This is a genomic window from Rhodococcus cerastii (genome assembly GCF_033042195.1).
GTDB lineage: Bacteria > Actinomycetota > Actinomycetes > Mycobacteriales > Mycobacteriaceae > Rhodococcoides.
Map to the genome: position 1 here is coordinate 258388 of NZ_JAWLKF010000002.1, position 16114 is coordinate 274501.

Genomic DNA, 16114 nt, shown 5'->3' on the forward strand with positions numbered 1-16114 from the left:
ATGAGCGGGTGGTTCATGTAATCGATGTCGACGACCCCTCCGACCCCCGGCTGGACGATTTTCGCGATCTCAACTCGTCGGATCGGCGGCCCGACCTGCCCGAGGGCAAGGGATTGGTGATCGCCGAGGGTGTGTTGGTTGCGCAGCGACTGCTGACCTCGCGCTTCCCGATGATCAGCCTGCTGGGCGTGGATCGACGGCTCGACGCGTTGCGCGACGATCTGGCGGATTCGGACGTCCCGTTCTACCGGACGTCCGCGGAGGTGATGGCCGAGGTCGTCGGGTTCCATCTCAATCGTGGTGTGCTGGCGGCGGCGAACAGGCCGCCTGCCCTCGATCTCGACGAGGTGTTGGCCGACGCGAAGACGGTGGCGATTCTCGAGGGCGTCAACGATCACGAGAATCTCGGGTCGATGTTCCGAAACGCGGCCGGCTTGGGCGTGGATGCCGTGCTGTTCGGGGCCGCGTGCGCGGATCCGCTCTATCGACGGTCGGTGCGGGTATCGATGGGGCATGTGCTGCGGGTGCCGTTCGCCAAGGTGCCCGAGTGGCCGCGCGGCCTCGATCGCGTTCGCGCACACGGCTTTCAGCTGATCTCGCTCACGCCCAATCCCACGGCGGTGTCGCTGGCGGCGGCGATGACGGGGGAGAAGGTGGCGTTGTTGCTCGGCGCGGAGGGGCCGGGTCTGACCGAACATGCCATGCGCGCCACGGACATTCGCGCGCGCATTCCGATGGCTCCCGGCACCGACTCACTCAATGTTGCGACCGCCGCCGCGATGGGGTTCTACGAACGCGTGCGCCTCACGTGACCGACCACGACCCGGACGTCCGCTGGACCGGAATCCCGATCGCCGTGATCTCGGCGGCGCTCGTCGGTGTGGCACTGACGACCTTCGGTCTGGAACTGGCCAGAATTCACCCGCTGCTCGCGATCGGTCTGAACATCATCGTCGTCGCGGGTGCGGCACCGACGGTCATGCGATGGCTCGCGATACCGGTGTGGCGCTGGGCCGTGTACGGAGCCGGTATCGGTTCCATGTTGAGCTTCGTGGCACTGGCGGCGCTGGCGTTCTAGCAGTCGGTCTCCGACACCGGGCACAGTTGCGCACTACCGGCGACATTCGGCGGAATCCCGTCGATCAGCGGTGGTTGCGTGCAACGGTGCCCACCCGAGCCTCTATTTGCGCGAGAACCAACGCTTCTTCGGTCGCGGTGCCTGCTCGTCGGGGGCGTCGGGCATCGGTTCCTGTGCGCCACGGCCGTTCGAGCTTCGGTTCTGCTGGTTCGGTGGCGGTGGTTCCTGCCCCGGGACGTACATCGTGAAGCCGCAGACCGGCAGGGTGTTCGGATCGAATTCGTCCGCGTGTGGTGCGCCGGTGTAGCGGAATCCGAGCCACTCGGCGTTGGCTGCCTCGGCGAATTCCTGAGGGTGGAACGGCAGCGACTGCGGATCCGGCATCACTCCGGGCGGATAGATCAGCGGATGCTCACCGGCCCAGAACGATCGCTCCCACACCAGTGGCAGGCCTGCGTCCTCGTAGATGTACACCGGAGTGGCACTGAAGGATCGGCGGAATTCGCCGCGTTCCCAGTACGCGAACGCACCCCAGGCGTGTTGGGGATCCGAGGCGACGAGGTAGGTGTGCTCGGACGCCAGCGGGCGAGTGAAGGATTCGGGAAGCGTCGACGGTGTGGGCACCGCGAGATTGGATCCGCAGACCACGGTGACGCCGGGGTAGCAACCGATGAAGACGTGATCGTCGTCCACGCCTGCCGAGGTCGATATCGGGCCCTGTCCGAGGGGCACTGCCGTCAGGTGGGGGTACAGACGTCCGACGAGTGCGGTCGCAGCGTTCCAATCCGAGGTGGTGGCCTCTCGGAGTACAGAAATGGGATCCGGTGCGTCCACGTACCAGATGGTTGATGCTTTGGCCCCCACTACCGGCACCTCTCTCTCCGTTACTTCCTGGGAAGCCTACGGTGTGAGCGTCGGCGGTTCTGCACCGCGCGGCACATCGGTCACAGTAGAACTCAGTTGTGACCGCTGCTGCGAACGCCGAGCAGGACGTCCTCCCACGACGGCATGGCCGGCTTGCCGCGCTTGTCCTTGCCGCTGGTGTGACCGGCTGCAGGCTTGGGTGCGGGCCTGGGCTCCCTGGTCGCCGTCTCGCGCGGCTGTTCGGGCTCGGGAGTGGGCGCATCGTCCACCTCGACCTCGATGGTCTCGGCGTCGATCTCGCTGTCGGCGGTGGTGCCGTAGTACTCGTCGAAGCTCTGCTGCGAGGTCTCGTCGTCGTCGGAGTCCTCGGCGGACGTCAGTGCGCGCACCGGTGCCAGGCCGCGCAGTTGGCGTCCGAAGTCCGGATCGATCAGCTCGTGAGCAGTGTCGTCGAGCGGGCTGATGGTGCCGCCGTGGCCGTCGGGCAGGAACTGCCAGTGCGCCTTGTTGGTGGTGCGGCCCGCCTGCCACTTGAGCTGCGCGACCCACTTGTTGTCCTCGTCGCGCCAGGCGTCCCACGCCGCGTCGTCGAGATTGTGGCCGCGAGCGCGGAAAGCGAGGGTGACGATCTCGAGCAGGGTCTGCACGGCCGGGCCGTCGTGGCGCAGCGGATGACCGGCCTGAGCCATCGACGCGGCCTGCGAGCGTTCGAGCAACACCGGGTGAGCGAACACCTCGACGCGACTGATGGCCATTCCGGAGTCGGCGGCAACCTGTTCGATGGTCGCTCCGCTGCGGATACGGGCCTGAATTTCCTTGGGCCGAAGCAAGCTGTCCATTTCGATCTCAATCTGTCCTAGTCGAGCGATGTCGCCGCGTGAGGCCGCGCGGAGCTTGTCGTCGGCTGGAAGCCGGAATCTGTCGCCGGTCTTGGGATCTGCGCACACGACGAACTTTCCGTCGGCCTCGAGACCCACCACACGTAAGTCCCGCACCTTGACCTCCTCATCGCGCCGGCTCGCGATACCGTCGAATTCGAGCCTAGTTCACCTGCCGTATTCGGCGGGTGTCCGACACGCATCGCTTCTGCCGACGATCGTTTCCCTATCAGAGGGTAGACAGCTGCGGGCTCGGCTGCACCCATTCGGTCGATGTTGCGTCAATTGTCCTGTGGGACAACGTCGATGCATCGAAGCGACGGTACAGTGCGCCCAGGCCGAAGCCGATGCTCAGGGCAATCGCGTGCCCGACGGCAGTGAAGGTCGGGTCCGATACCCCACTGATCGTGACGACGCCGATCCACAGTGCGGCCCAGCCCGCACACCACGGCATCGGCAGGTATCTGATCATCGACCCCGCTACCGCTGCTGCTGCGTAACTGACACCGACGTCGACGGCCATCGCCAGTGAGTCCGCGAGCCAGTCGTTGTGAATGCCGATGAGCAGGCCGACGGCCACCAGTGCCGTCGCACCGATGTGTCCCGCGCTGAAGGTGACGAGAAAGCGTCGCCAACCGGAGATCCATTCGGCGACGGCGAACAGCAGTGCGACCGCCGCCAACCACAACCAGTTCACCCGTCCTTCGGTGAGAAAGACGCTCGTGACGAGGGTCGCGAGGTGGCCGTCGCCCAGATTGTGCAGATTGGTGCTCGCAGCATGCAGCACGTGCCAGCGATCGTGCGGGCCGATCCGGCCCAGTGCGACGGTGCCCGCCACCGCAAGAGCGATGTACAGCAGGGTCACGCGAATGCGCAGCGCAAATGTCAGGAGCCTGTACATACGAGCGCTCCCTCCGAGGTCGTTACGCTTGCTTACTTGATAGCAAGTGTAGGCCGCGAAGGGAGCGCCGTAGCTGTGAGCTTGCTGGGAATGGTCGTTCCGCAGGCTCCACTCCTGCCCTGCTGATCAGCTCAGAGTCGACACGACCCAGTCGATGCTCTTGGTCAGTGCGGTGATGTCGTCCGGCTCGATGGCCGGGAACATGCCGACGCGCAGCTGGTTGCGGCCGAGCTTGCGGTACGGCTCGGTGTCGACGACGCCGTTGGCGCGCAGGATCTTCGCAACCTGGGCTGCGTCGACCTTCTCGTCGAAGTCGATGGTGCCGACGACCTGGCTGCGGTGATCCGGGTTCGTCACGAACGGCGTTGCGAATTCGCTCTTCTCGGCCCAGTCGTACAGACGTGAGGACGAATCGGCGGTGCGCTTGGTGGCCCAATCGAGGCCGCCCTGCGCATTGAGCCACTCGATCTGGTCCGCGAACATCAGCAGGGTCGCCACGGCCGGGGTGTTGTACGTCTGGTTCTTGCTGCTGTTGTCGACGGCGATCGGCAGCGACAGGAAGTCCGGGACCCATCGATCCGTGGCAGCGATCTCGCTGACGCGCTCGAGTGCGGCCGGGCTCATCAGCGCCACCCACAGGCCACCGTCGGCGGCGAAGCACTTCTGCGGCGCGAAGTAGTAGACGTCCGAGTCGGCGACGTTCACCGGCAGACCGCCCGCACCGGAGGTGGCGTCGATCGCGATGAGGGCGTTCTCGGAGCCGGCCGGACGGCTGACCGGGATGGCCACGCCCGTCGAGGTCTCGTTGTGCGCCCAACCGATGAGGTCGACGGACGGGTCGGAGGTGGGCTCGGGCGCGCTGCCCGGCTCGGCCTTGACGACGATGGGATCACCGATGAACGGATTGTTCTTGGCCACCGACGCGAACTTCGAGCTGAACTCGCCGTTGGTCAGGTGCAGCGACTTCTCGCGAATGAGGCCGAAGGCAGCAGCGTCCCAGAACGCGGTGGTGCCACCGTTGCCGAGGACGACCTCGTAGCCCTCGGGCAGCGAGAACAGATCCTTCAGGCCACTGCGCACGCGTCCCACGACGTCCTTGACGGGCTTCTGACGGTGGCTGGTGCCGAACACGGAAGCGCCGACGTCGACCAGGGACTGCAGCTGCTCGGGGCGAACCTTGGACGGGCCACACCCGAAGCGTCCGTCGGCGGGCAGGAGATCGGCGGGAATGATCGGCAAATCGGCCATGGAGTAGCGCGTCCTAGCGTCGATGGAATATGGCACTCACAGGCTAGTCGGGTGCCATGACACCGTCGACTACCGGATCAGGTCCCAGCCGTCGACGGACTCGGGGCTGCGGGGTTCGGGGCCGGTGTAGAGGGCAGCCGGCCGGACGAGCTTGCCCAGGCGCTTCTGCTCCAGGATGTGCGCGCACCAGCCCGCGGTACGGCCACAGGTGAACATGGCGGGCATCATGTGCGCCGGCACCTCGGCGAAGTCGAGGATCACCGCGGCCCAGAACTCGACGTTGGTTTCGATGGCGCGGTCGGGGCGGCGCTCGCGCAGTTCGGTCAACGCTGCCTGCTCGAGCGCGGCGGCAACCTCGTAGCGCGGTGCGTTCAGTCTCTTGGCGGTGGCGCGCAGCACGCGGGCGCGGGGGTCCTCGGCGCGGTAGACGCGGTGTCCGAAGCCCATGAGCTTCTCTTTGCGGTCCAGGATGCCGGTGATGAGAGCGCGTGCGTCACCGGTTCTCTCGACCTCCTCGATCATCGGCAGGACGCGAGCGGGCGCGCCGCCGTGCAGGGGACCGGACATTGCACCGATGGCACCCGAGAGGCAGGCGGCGACGTCGGCTCCGGTGGAGGCGATGACACGTGCGGTGAACGTCGAGGCGTTCATCCCGTGCTCGGCGGCCGAGACCCAGTACGCGTCGATGGCAGCGACATGGGCGGGATCCGGTTCGCCCTTCCACCGGACCATGAAGCGTTCGGTCACGGTGGCGGCCTGGTCGATGCGGCTCTGCGGTACAGCGGGCTGGTAGATGCCGCGAGCGGACTGAGCGACGTAGGACAGAGCCATCACCGAGGCGCGGGCGAGGTTGTCGCGGGCGGTCGAGTCGTCGATGTCGAGCAGTGGCTGGTAGCCCCAGATGGGCGCGAGCATCGCCAGTCCGGCTTGGACGTCGACTCGGACGTCGCCGGTGTGGATCGGCAGGGGGAACGGTTCGGCCGGTGGAAGTCCTCGACCGAACTCGCCGTCGACGAGCAGTGCCCAGACATCACCGAAGGTCACGTTCTGTGCGACGAGTTCTTCGATGTCGACGCCGCGATACCGCAGTGCGCCACCGTCCTTGTCGGGCTCGGCGATGTCGGAGGTGAACGCGACGACACCTTCGAGGCCGGAGACGAAATCCTCGGGAACTCGTTGAACAGCCATGGCCTGTGGACTCCCTCGTCGCAACTGCACCCGGCTCTGCGCCGCATCCGGGCGTACTTCGTCAGAACCATAGCCGGGATCTACGCGGGAGTAGCGTCTGGGCTTGTGTCTGCAGATGAACAGCGCCTGGCGAACATGCGGGTGGACTACGGAGAGCCCGAGGACCTCGACGTCGATGCTCTGGCGGACGGGTGGTGTTCGCTGGCGCAGCAGTGGTTGTCCGACGCGATAGCCGCGAATCTGCCCGAGCCCAACGCCATCGTGTTGGGGACGGTCGACGAGGCGGGTAGACCCGCCACCCGCACCGTGTTGTGCAAGGACTTCGACGCGGACGGGGTGGTGTTCTACACCAACTACGACTCCGACAAGGGCCGTGCGCTCACCGCGACGCCGTATGCGTCGATCACGTTCCCGTGGATCGGAATTGCCCGCCAGCTCACCGTCCGAGGCCCGGTGGCGAGGGTCGACGCCGAGACGACCGAAACCTATTGGCGCACGCGGCCCCGCGGCTCCCAGCTGGGGGCATGGGCGTCCGAGCAGTCGCGGCCCATCGGCTCGCGGGAGGATCTGGCTGCGCGACTGGCCGAGGTCACCGCGACGTTCGACGGCATCGAGGTGCCGGTTCCGCCGAACTGGGGCGGTTTTCGCGTCGAACCGGAGACGGTCGAGTTCTGGCAGGGCCGAACGAGCCGCATGCACAACCGAATTCGCCTGAGAGTGGCAAGCGGTGTGATCGAGCGTCTGCAGCCGTGAGCGGATTGCGCGGCATTCTTGCCGATACGACTCCGCTGAGGACCCCCGCCTACAAGCGGCTGTGGTTGGCGAACATCGTCACCGTCATCGGGGCGCAGCTGTCCATCGTCGCTGTGCCGCAACAGGTTTTCCAGATCACGCTGAGTTCGGCCTATGTGGGTCTCACCGGTGTCTTCGCGCTGGTGCCGCTGATCGTGTTCGGTCTGTGGGGCGGAGCGCTGGCCGATGTGATGGACCGCCGCACGCTGTTGATGATCACCACCTGCGGTCTGATCGGTACCTCCGCCCTGTTCTGGTTGCAGGCGTTCCTCGACCTGAACAACGTGTGGATCATCTTGGTGCTGTTGGCCGTTCAGCAGGCCTTCTTCGCGGTGAATCAACCGACGCGTAGCGCGATCCTCCCGCGAATCCTGCCCGCCGAGCAGCTGCCCGCCGCGAATTCACTGAACATGACGGTGATGAACTTCGGCGCTATCGCCGGACCGCTCAGCGCAGGCATCCTCATCTACTACATCGGGCTCGAGACCCTCTACCTGATCGACACCATCGCACTGTTCGCCACACTGTGGGCAGTGATCCGGCTGCCGGGGATTCCACCGGCGAAGTCGGGTCAGCGCGCCAGATTGCGTTCGGTGTTCGACGGTTTCGCCTACCTCGCGACGCAGAAGGTGCTGCTGGCCTCGTTCGTCGTCGACATCATCTCGATGGTGTTCGGTATGCCCCGTGCGCTCTTCCCGCAGATCGCACACGAGAGCTTCGGCGACCCGGCGTCGGGCGGTCCTGTGCTGGGCATGCTGTTCGCAGCGATGTCCGCGGGCGCGGTGGTGGGTGGAGTCTTCTCCGGCTGGCTGCCACGAGTGCGCAGGCAGGGCCTGGCGGTGCTGATCTGCATCGTCGTGTGGGGCGTGGCGATGATCGGCTTCGGTCTGGCCGTCGGCGCGGCCACCGACGGGGCCACCACCGTCGCCCTGTGGTTCGCATTGGCGTTCTTGGCCCTCGGCGGCGGAGCCGACATGATCTCGGCGGCCTTCCGCAGCACGATGCTGCAGCAGGTCGCCACCGACGAGATGCGTGGTCGGCTACAGGGTGTCTTCATCGTGGTGGTCGCCGGAGGTCCGCGCGTCGGCGACGTGCTGCACGGTGCCGCAGCGGCGTCGGTGGGGACGGCGGCCGCTGCGGCGGGCGGCGGCGTGCTGGTCGTCATCGGTGTCTCGATCGCCGCGTTGGCTCTTCCGGCATTCATCCGATACCGAGTGGGTGTGGTGGTAAAGAATGGCACTCATGGCTGACGCACAGACCTACTCGTTGACGAGCGGTAAGTATCGGGCAGACATCGCTGCCGTCGGAGCGGGCCTGAGGGTTCTCGAATACGACGGCGCACCGCTCACCGAGACCTGGGAGGCGGGTTCGAAGCCGCCGCTGTCGGCGGGACTGGTGTTGGCCCCGTGGCCCAATCGAACGGCCGACGGCACGTTCACGTTCGAAGGCGTCGAGCATCGGATGGAGATCAGCGAGCCTTCGCGCAACAACGCCAGTCACGGTTTCGTCCGGCGGGTGGCGTGGACCCTGAACGAGCACACCGACTCTCGCGTCGAGCAGAGCGTGGACGTCGGGACACATCAGGGCTGGCCGTTCTCGCTGACGGTGACCGTGGCGCACGAGCTGTCGGCGGACGGTCTCACCGTCACCGCGTCGGCGAAGAACACCGGTGATTCACCCGCGCCGTACGGGATGGGTTTTCACACGTTCGTCAGGGTGGGAGACGCGCCGCTCGACGAGTGCACGCTCGAGCTCTCGGCCGGGACGCGGCTGCCGCTCGACTCGGTGCGCAATCTGCCCGTGGGCAATTCGGTGCCGACTGCCGATACCGAGTACGACTTCCGGCAGCCGCGAACGCTGCAGGGCGTGCAGCTCGACACCCCGTTCAGCGCGTCGCTCCCCGAGGCCGACGGCCGAGCGAGCCATGTTCTGCGTGGTCCCGACGGCACCGCGACGGTGCTGTGGACCGACAGCAGCTTCGGTTGGGTGCAGGTGTTCACCGCCGATCCCGCCAACGATCAGGCCTATCCCGATCGAGGGCGGGCACTGGCGATCGAGCCGATGACCTGTCCACCCGATGCGTTGAATTCCGAGATCGATCTGATCGTGCTGGATCCGGGGCAATCCTGGTCGGGCACCTGGGGAATGAGGTACGAGAAGTGACCATTCTGGTGTGCGGCGAGGCGTTGGTCGACCTGGTTCCGGTGCACGAGGGCCCGCTGCTCTCGCCCAAACTCGGCGGTGGGCCGTTCAATGTCGCCGTCGCGATCGGTCGACTGGGTTCGCCCGTCGCGTATCTTTCGAGGATCTCCCGCGACCCGTTCGGTGAGCAGATCCTGGCGAGCCTGCGCGATGCGGGAGTGGACACCACGTGGGTGCAGCGCGGCGACGAACCGACGACGTTGGCGATGACCACGCTCGCCGAGGACGGCAGCGCCGAGTACTCGTTCTACGCCGACGGCACAGCCGACCGCCTCGTCGCCGATCCCGGCGATCTGCCCGACGAGATCAGCGTGCTCTCGTTCGGCACACTGTCGCTGCTGTACGAGCCCGGCGCGTCGATGTACGCGGGCCTGCTGCACCGGGCCCGGGCGGCGGGCAAGCTCACGATGCTCGACCCGAACATTCGGCCCGCTGCCATCGACAGCACGAGCGGAGACATCACGGCCGACGGGTTTCGCGACCGCTTCCGTTCCTGGCTGCCCAGCATCGACATTCTCAAGGTGTCCGAGGACGACTCGTTCTGGTTGGGCCTCGGAACGCAGGGGACCACCGTCGACGACTGGCTCGCGGCAGGGGTCACCGCGGTGGTCATGACCCGCGGCGGCGACGGCATCTCGGTCTTCACCGCATCCGAGGAAATTACGGTCCCTGGTGTCGCGGTCGACGTCGTGGACACGATCGGCGCTGGTGACACCGTGCACGGAGCTCTGCTCAGCTTTCTGCAGGAGGAGACCATTATCACATCGAACGCGGTGAAAGAGATGAGCAAGGAAGATTGGCGAGAAGCGCTCGAGTTCGCCGCGAAAGCAGCGGCGATCACGGTTTCTCGACCCGGTGCCGACCCTCCCTGGGCGTCCGAGGCGTCGAGAGACTAGTTTCACTATCGACGTTAGAACTGTCCGCTTCAAGTACGTGTCCGTTACACGAGTTCGAGAGGGACCATTCGTGCCCGCTGAGAATGATGCCAAAGCCACCCTCACCTATCCCGGTGGCGAATACTCCATGTCGATTGCCGAGGCCTCCGAGGGCAACAACGGCATCGAGCTGGGGAAGTTGCTGGCCACCACCGGCTACACGACGTTGGACGGCGGGTTCGTCAACACCGCGTCGACCAAGTCGGCCATCACCTACATCGACGGTGACGCAGGCATCCTGCGCTACCGCGGTTACCCGATCGAACAGCTCGCGGGCAAGTCTTCGTTCATCGAGGTCAGCTACCTGCTGATCTACGGTGAGCTGCCGTCCGAGGATCAGCTCGAGAAGTTCACCGACAAGATCCGTCGGCACACTCTGCTGCACGAGGACCTCAAGCGGTTCTTCGACGGCTTCCCGCGTAACGCGCACCCGATGCCGGTGCTGTCGAGTGCCGTCAACGCGCTGTCGGCGTACTACCAGGATTCGCTCGACCCCAACGACCCGGAGCAGGTCGAGCTCTCGACCATCCGCTTGCTGGCCAAGCTGCCGACCATCGCGGCGTACGCCTACAAGAAGTCCGTCGGTCAGCCGTTCCTGTATCCGGACAACTCCAAGAGCCTGGTCGAGAACTTCCTGCGCCTGACGTTCGGCTTCCCGGCCGAGCCGTACGAGGTCGATCCCGAGATCGTCAAGGCTCTCGACATGCTGCTCATCCTGCATGCCGATCACGAGCAGAACTGCTCGACGTCGACGGTGCGTCTCGTCGGATCCTCGCAGGCAAACCTGTTCACCTCGATCTCCGGCGGCATCAACGCGCTGTGGGGCCCGCTGCACGGCGGAGCCAACCAGGCCGTGCTCGAGATGCTGGACAAGATCAAGGCCGAGGGCGGCGACGCAACGGACTTCCTGCGTCGCGTCAAGAACAAGGAAGACGGCGTCAAGCTCATGGGCTTCGGACACCGTGTGTACAAGAACTTCGACCCGCGCGCGACGCTGGTCAAGGAGACCGCGCACACGATCCTCGGCAAGCTCGGCAACGGCGACGAACTCCTCGAAATTGCGCTCAAGCTCGAGGAGACCGCGCTGACCGACGATTACTTCGTCGAGCGCAAGCTGTACCCCAACGTCGATTTCTACACCGGCTTGATCTACCGCGCGATGGGCTTCCCGCCGCGCATGTTCACGGTGCTGTTCGCGATGGGCCGTCTCCCGGGCTGGATCGCGCACTGGCGCGAGCAGAACGAGGACACGACCGGCAAGATCGGCCGTCCGCGCCAGATCTACACCGGCTACACCGAGCGCGACTACCAGGACGTCAGCTCCCGCTAGATCTCGCTGCACGCCGCCGCCGGCTCCCCTGGGGAGCCGGCGGCGTTGTCGTGTCTGCGCCGTGTTCGCGGTTACGTAGGTGAAATGGGCGTTTTCGTCTGCACAACTGCGAACTCGAAGTTATGGACTCCACAACTTCGAGTTCGTGGTCAGGTCATCGCTACCTCCCGCAGCACCTGTCCTGCACCGTCGGTGAGGCGCAACGTATCGGTATCCGTCGGGCCGACCACGAGCTCGCCGTCGACGGGTAGGTCGATGGTGCTGACGAATGCAGACCGCGATCCCCGAGCATCCTCGGTGGCGGCGGTGTAATCACTCGTGGTGGGGGTGTCGGTCGTGAGCGTCATCGATCGCTCGGTAGGGCTGATCTCGGCGACGATCGACGCGCCCGCAGGCAGGCGAAGGGAGGTCGATCGAACCACCCAACCGTCGGACAGGATGGAGATGTCGATCGAGGCATCGCGCTCGTTGTCCGCGACGTCGGAGAGCGTCAGCCGCATCGGTGTATCGATCGAGGCCTCCAGCAACGCTGTGTTGTCGTTGTTGATGAACGCGGACCGTCGCACCCGGTCACTGTCGGACACCGACAAGCTCCATTCGACATCGGTCAGATCGACCGGATCGTTGGTGTTGTCGGTGACCAGCACCAGGTAGTCCTGGTCCTGCGCACCGACCTCCGTGCACGAGGGGCACTGATGAACGCCGGTCATCTCGGCCAGCGGAAACAACTTCAGCTGATTGTCCGGGGTACCGGAGAACAGGTAGCTGTCGTCGGCGGGGTCTGCCGAGGTGGTGTAGTACCACGTATCGGCGGCCGTATCGGTGACGATCATCTTCTCGACGCCGGGATAGTTGTTGTCGTAGATGACAATTCCGCGTGTGCTGTCGCCCAGATCGCGTATCGCGATCGGTGTCACGGCATGGCCGGACGTTCCGTCCTCGGTGTAGAAGGCGAGCAGATAGTCCAGCCCTTCGGCCCACGCGGTCGTGAGTCGATCGATCACCTCGTCCACAGGTGCGGACATCTCGGAGTCGGCCGTCGGTTCGACCTCCCGGGTGTTGAAGTAGCGCGCGATCACGGCATCGGTCGCGGGGGAGGGACGTGCATCGAACAGTGTTGCTCCGGGGGCGACGAAGGACGAGGTGTCGATCGAGTTGCGGTAGGCCAACCCTGCGACTGCGGCCATTCCGAAGCAATGACCACCGTTCATTCCGTTCTCGAACACCTCCGAGGTCACCCGTCCCATCGGCGAGAGAACGCATCGGTCGCTCTCGGTTCCCGGAGTGCACACCGCATCCCCGAACAGCGATTGCATCGAGGCCGGTGTGAGCCCTTGGCCATGCTCCGCTGTCGGCGGTCCCCAGTTGGGGAAGGAGAAGCCGTCCCGCCGGACGTCGAAGCCGGACGAGGCCACGAGCGTGCCCGAGCCTGGGTCCATCTCGGTGAACCCTTCCTGAGGTGAAGAACACGCCGTCAGCACGAATGCGACTGCGAAAGCCATTGTGGCCCAGCGCCGGCGGGGCGCAGTGGCGGAGCGGAGAACCATGATCGGATCCTCTTCCTCGGTTGTCAATGCTCGAGTACGACCTTGAGAACTGTGACGATCAAACCGACGACGATGGCAACCAGACCTCCGAGGATTGCCCCACGCCATCGTCTCTTGCTCGCATGCCAGCCGCTGGCGGCTCCGAGGACGAGCAGGAACAGGAATGCGAGATCGGAAATGGTGTCGAGTGCGCCGTAGGCCGACCACAGACCGCTCACACGTCCGAGCCCGATGATGATGAGCGGCACCACCGTCAGCAGTAGGAAATGCGCTGAGTGCCAGAGCAGATGACGTCTGTCGGCACCGTCGGGCATGCGGTGGTGGCTGTTCACGTACCCCAACCACGACGAGAACAGGTGCGCGACGGCGGTCGCGACCATCGGCCCGAGGACCATTCCTGTCGCGTCACCGAAATCGACGTCGGTATCGTCGGCCCCGACCACCATGACGGTCATGATGATCACGGTGCCGTAGATCAACGGCTCTGCGTCCAACGCCGCCCACGTCGGTCGGCCTCGCCTCCAGGAATTGTGACCGGTATCGGGAAGCGTGCTTCCGGTCATGACTGCTCGCCGCAGGCGGCGTACTTCGGCGTGGCTCCATCGTGGCGCGCCGGAAGTGGTGGTCGATTCCTCGTCGAAAGTCCTTGTTCGAGAGAAAGAGTGGGTATGTCATCGCGGATGGGGGCTCGTGGTCTCGTTCAGACGACCTCGTGTTCGGCCGGTGCCATGGGGTCGACGTGGCGTGCGGCGCGTAGCCCGCCTCGATCGCACCCTCGACCCAGCCCGACTTGAACGTGGTGAAGTCGCCGGCCCAGTGCAGCCGGTCCACGGGCTTCTTCATCTCGTCCAGCATCCAGCCGCCGTCCAGAGGCGTGTCGCCGAAGGCGGCCTTGATCCAGGGTTGATCGGGCCAGGAGAATTCGCCGATTTCCACGACGTCCTCGATCATTCCGGACATGTCGGCGTTGAAGGTGTTCACGAGATCTCGTGCGCGGGTTTCTTTCGGCTGCGCGAGATAGGCAGTTGCGTTGGCACCGGAAAGGTAGAAGAACGCGTTCCCGCGCCCGCCCGGCTCGTTGCCGGTGATGTCGATGAGTCGTTCCCACGGCCGGTCGGAAGCTGCCACGGGCCAACCCCGCACACCGGAATCGAGCCACGTCGGTTTCGAAGTCTGCAGATACACCTTGACGATGTCGCTCCACACCATGCCGTCGACCACCTGACGGGCTCGATCGGGCAACGCCGGTCGGATGTCGACGTCCTTCAGGACGGTGAAGGGGATCGTCGAAATGACCTCGTCCCCAGTCCATTCGCGACCGTCCGCTGTGGTCACCTTGACGTCCGAACCGCTCTGGTCGATGACCACCACCCGAGAGCCCATGTGGATGCGGTCCTGGGGGAGCCTTTCGGCGAGGGCGCGCGGTATCCGCTCGTTTCCACCCTGCACGCGGTACAAGTTGCGGTCGCCGAAATGGTAGGCGAAGTCGGGAAGCAAACCGAGAACGCTGACTTCCAGTGTGAAACCGCCGGCCTGGGCTGCGACGAGTTTGGCGAAATCGTCCGATGCACCGGCGTCGGCGAGCAATTCACGAACGGTGAATCCGTCGAACTTGTCGGCGGCGGCCGCATCGGGCCACTCCGGGTCGATGACGGTGGTGAAATCTGCGCCGAGCGGCACGAAGTAGCTCGTGAGCATGGAACTCAGTTCGACGGTACGTTCGGACTCCAGTAGGTCCCAGGGTCGACGATCGAGCTGAGTGTTGTTGCCGCGCAGGCCATCTATCAGATATTCGGGAGCGCCGTCGTTCATCGCGACGATGGGGAGCTTCAGGGTGCTCACGTAGCCGGTGACCAACGGCATATTCAGTCGGAAATGCCCTCCACCGCCCTCGGTGAACTGGCCGTTCTCGAATTCGACGGAGATGAGGCGACCACCGATTCGGTCCTGAGCCTCGAGAACCGTCACCTCGTGACCGCGCCGGTGCAAGGCAAGTGCGGCAGTCAGACCCGACATGCCTGCACCGAGAACGAGTACGCGTTTGGGTGAAGACGATCGATCGGTAACGGTGTCGCTGTTCGCGGCGTCGTTGCTCGAGCATGCCGTCGCTGACGTCAACCCACCCAGCATCGCCGCGATCGACCCGAGTCGTAACGCATCCCGTCGGTTGACCTGCACCATCGTCGTCTCCTTCTGAAACGATGGAAGTGCCCCGTCACTTCTCCGATTCGACAAGCGACATCACACCACGTTTTCACGGCGGAGGTGACTCGAAACCGCGTTCCCGCGCCAGGTCTCACGAAAGGCCGAACCTGCACCGAGCAGGATCGGTCACACGAAGGCGACGCGATTTTTCAATACCGGCAGGTTTGCACGCACGGCGTCGACGAGTTCGGTGTGGATGTCGATCGTCAGCATGCCGGGCGTCGCGTCGAGTTGCCCGAGGATCTCGCCGGTGGGGGAGCAGACGATGCTGTGTCCCACGCCCAACGGTGCATTGCCCTCGGCGGCAGCGGGTTCGGCTTGGTCGCAGGCCGCGACGAACGTCGTCGAGTCCAGGGCACGTGCCCGCGCGAGCAGGGTCCACTGCTCCACTTTGCCGTCGCCCGATCCCCACGACGCCGGGACGACGACGACTTCCGCGCCGAGATCACCGAGTTTCTGGAACAGTGCCGGGAATCGAATGTCGTAACAGGTGGCGAAGCCGACCCGAACGCCGGCGATGTCCACCACGAGAGGGTTCGAACCCGGTGCGACGGTGTCGGATTCGGCAAATCCGAACGCATCGAACAGGTGGATCTTGTCGTAGCTCGCGTCGATACCGGGCCCGGTGACGAGCAATGTGTTCGTGACCCTGTCGTCCGCGGCAGGGGTGAACATTCCGGCGACGACGGTGATGCCCGCGTCGGACGCTATGGTGCGCACCGCGTTCGCCCACTCGCCGTCCAGGGGCTGCGCGAACTTTCGGATGGGTCCGCCGAAGCACCGCATCGTCGCTTCCGGAAACACGACGAGATCCGATCCCGCATGCGCTGCGGCACGGGTGTGGGTGGCGATGAGGTCGAGGTTCTCGGCGGGCAGTTGGCCGCTGGTGATCTGGGCGAGGCTGATGCGGATGGACGAGCTCACGGTGTGACTCCTGGTTTCGTCG

At 65.2% G+C, this 16114-nt stretch carries 16 protein-coding genes; 7 read left to right on the forward strand and 9 right to left on the reverse strand.

Annotation, left to right across the window (positions count from 1 at the left end; all coding sequences use genetic code 11):
* The first annotated feature begins 8 nt into the window (after positions 1–8).
* The gene (locus R3P93_RS05515; RefSeq protein WP_094639386.1) at positions 9–812 is read left to right on the forward strand and encodes a TrmH family RNA methyltransferase; all 804 of its coding nucleotides are present in this window, start codon (positions 9–11) and stop codon (positions 810–812) included.
* The gene (locus tag R3P93_RS05520; protein ID WP_068047820.1) at positions 809–1078 is read left to right on the forward strand and encodes a DUF2537 domain-containing protein; all 270 of its coding nucleotides are present in this window, start codon (positions 809–811) and stop codon (positions 1076–1078) included. Before R3P93_RS05515 ends, R3P93_RS05520 begins: the two co-directional genes overlap by 4 nt.
* Before the next feature lie 102 nt (positions 1079–1180).
* Here R3P93_RS05520 and R3P93_RS05525 read toward each other — a convergent pair whose 3' ends face one another.
* The 5 genes from R3P93_RS05525 to R3P93_RS05545 all read right to left on the reverse strand — a co-directional run bounded on the left by R3P93_RS05525 (position 1181) and on the right by R3P93_RS05545 (position 6157).
* Positions 1181–1942 (reverse strand): DUF6928 family protein, encoded by a 762-nt coding sequence (locus R3P93_RS05525; RefSeq protein WP_094639387.1) that lies wholly within the window; start codon positions 1940–1942, stop codon positions 1181–1183.
* 92 nt (positions 1943–2034) lie between these two features.
* Complete coding sequence (gene sepH, locus R3P93_RS05530) at positions 2035–2937, reverse strand: septation protein SepH (RefSeq protein WP_317532577.1); 903 nt, start codon at positions 2935–2937, stop codon at positions 2035–2037.
* Positions 2938–3049: 112 nt separating this feature from the next.
* Entirely contained in the window at positions 3050–3721 is a 672-nt protein-coding gene (locus R3P93_RS05535; protein ID WP_317532578.1) for a rhomboid-like protein, read from the reverse strand.
* Between the two features lie 126 nt (positions 3722–3847).
* Positions 3848–4969 carry a phosphoserine transaminase gene (gene serC / locus R3P93_RS05540; RefSeq protein WP_149405047.1) on the reverse strand — a complete coding sequence of 374 codons (1122 nt, stop codon included), beginning with the start codon at positions 4967–4969 and terminating at the stop codon, positions 3848–3850.
* Between the two features lie 69 nt (positions 4970–5038).
* Positions 5039–6157, reverse strand: a complete 1119-nt coding sequence (locus R3P93_RS05545; RefSeq protein WP_094639391.1) for a citrate synthase 2 — start codon at positions 6155–6157, stop codon at positions 5039–5041.
* Between the two features lie 135 nt (positions 6158–6292).
* Between R3P93_RS05545 and pdxH the strand changes: the two genes are divergently transcribed.
* From pdxH to R3P93_RS05570, 5 genes are all read left to right on the forward strand, one after another.
* The gene (gene pdxH, locus R3P93_RS05550; RefSeq protein WP_317532686.1) at positions 6293–6910 is read left to right on the forward strand and encodes a pyridoxamine 5'-phosphate oxidase; all 618 of its coding nucleotides are present in this window, start codon (positions 6293–6295) and stop codon (positions 6908–6910) included.
* Positions 6907–8199: an MFS transporter gene (locus R3P93_RS05555; RefSeq protein WP_317532579.1), complete on the forward strand. Its 1293-nt coding sequence runs from the start codon at positions 6907–6909 to the stop codon at positions 8197–8199. The genes pdxH and R3P93_RS05555 overlap by 4 nt, the downstream gene beginning before the upstream one ends.
* A complete protein-coding gene (locus R3P93_RS05560) occupies positions 8183–9112 on the forward strand; it encodes an aldose 1-epimerase family protein (RefSeq protein ID WP_317532580.1) in 930 nt (309 codons plus the stop codon). Before R3P93_RS05555 ends, R3P93_RS05560 begins: the two co-directional genes overlap by 17 nt.
* Positions 9109–10047 carry a carbohydrate kinase family protein gene (locus tag R3P93_RS05565; RefSeq protein ID WP_317532581.1) on the forward strand — a complete coding sequence of 313 codons (939 nt, stop codon included), beginning with the start codon at positions 9109–9111 and terminating at the stop codon, positions 10045–10047. Before R3P93_RS05560 ends, R3P93_RS05565 begins: the two co-directional genes overlap by 4 nt.
* A 70-nt stretch (positions 10048–10117) precedes the next feature.
* Positions 10118–11416: a citrate synthase gene (locus tag R3P93_RS05570; protein WP_094633051.1), complete on the forward strand. Its 1299-nt coding sequence runs from the start codon at positions 10118–10120 to the stop codon at positions 11414–11416.
* 149 nt (positions 11417–11565) lie between these two features.
* Here the strand turns inward: R3P93_RS05570 and R3P93_RS05575 are convergent, their stop codons facing one another.
* From R3P93_RS05575 to R3P93_RS05590, 4 genes are all read right to left on the reverse strand, one after another.
* The gene (locus R3P93_RS05575) at positions 11566–12963 is read right to left on the reverse strand and encodes a hypothetical protein (protein WP_317532582.1); all 1398 of its coding nucleotides are present in this window, start codon (positions 12961–12963) and stop codon (positions 11566–11568) included.
* A 23-nt stretch (positions 12964–12986) separates the two neighbouring features.
* Positions 12987–13418, reverse strand: coding sequence for a hypothetical protein (locus tag R3P93_RS05580; RefSeq protein ID WP_317532583.1), 432 nt, complete (start codon positions 13416–13418; stop codon positions 12987–12989).
* Positions 13369–15144: a flavin monoamine oxidase family protein gene (locus R3P93_RS05585; RefSeq protein ID WP_317532584.1), complete on the reverse strand. Its 1776-nt coding sequence runs from the start codon at positions 15142–15144 to the stop codon at positions 13369–13371. The genes R3P93_RS05580 and R3P93_RS05585 overlap by 50 nt, the downstream gene beginning before the upstream one ends.
* 150 nt (positions 15145–15294) lie before the next feature.
* A complete protein-coding gene (locus tag R3P93_RS05590; protein WP_317532687.1) occupies positions 15295–16080 on the reverse strand; it encodes a carbon-nitrogen hydrolase family protein in 786 nt (261 codons plus the stop codon).
* Positions 16081–16114: the final 34 nt, after the last annotated feature.

Bases quoted from the DNA above. Each gene is read 5' to 3' on its own strand.
- R3P93_RS05535 (WP_317532578.1), bottom strand. From the start codon at position 3,721: ATGTACAGGCTCCTGACATTTGCGCTGCGCATTCGCGTGACCCTGCTG.
- serC (WP_149405047.1), bottom strand. From the start codon at position 4,969: ATGGCCGATTTGCCGATCATTCCCGCCGATCTCCTGCCCGCCGACGGA.
- R3P93_RS05545 (WP_094639391.1), bottom strand. From the start codon at position 6,157: ATGGCTGTTCAACGAGTTCCCGAGGATTTCGTCTCCGGCCTCGAAGGT.
- pdxH (WP_317532686.1), top strand. From the start codon at position 6,293: ATGCGGGTGGACTACGGAGAGCCCGAGGACCTCGACGTCGATGCTCTG.
- R3P93_RS05560 (WP_317532580.1), top strand. From the start codon at position 8,183: ATGGCACTCATGGCTGACGCACAGACCTACTCGTTGACGAGCGGTAAG.
- R3P93_RS05575 (WP_317532582.1), bottom strand. From the start codon at position 12,963: ATGGTTCTCCGCTCCGCCACTGCGCCCCGCCGGCGCTGGGCCACAATG.
- R3P93_RS05580 (WP_317532583.1), bottom strand. From the start codon at position 13,418: ATGACCGTCATGGTGGTCGGGGCCGACGATACCGACGTCGATTTCGGT.
- R3P93_RS05585 (WP_317532584.1), bottom strand. From the start codon at position 15,144: ATGGTGCAGGTCAACCGACGGGATGCGTTACGACTCGGGTCGATCGCG.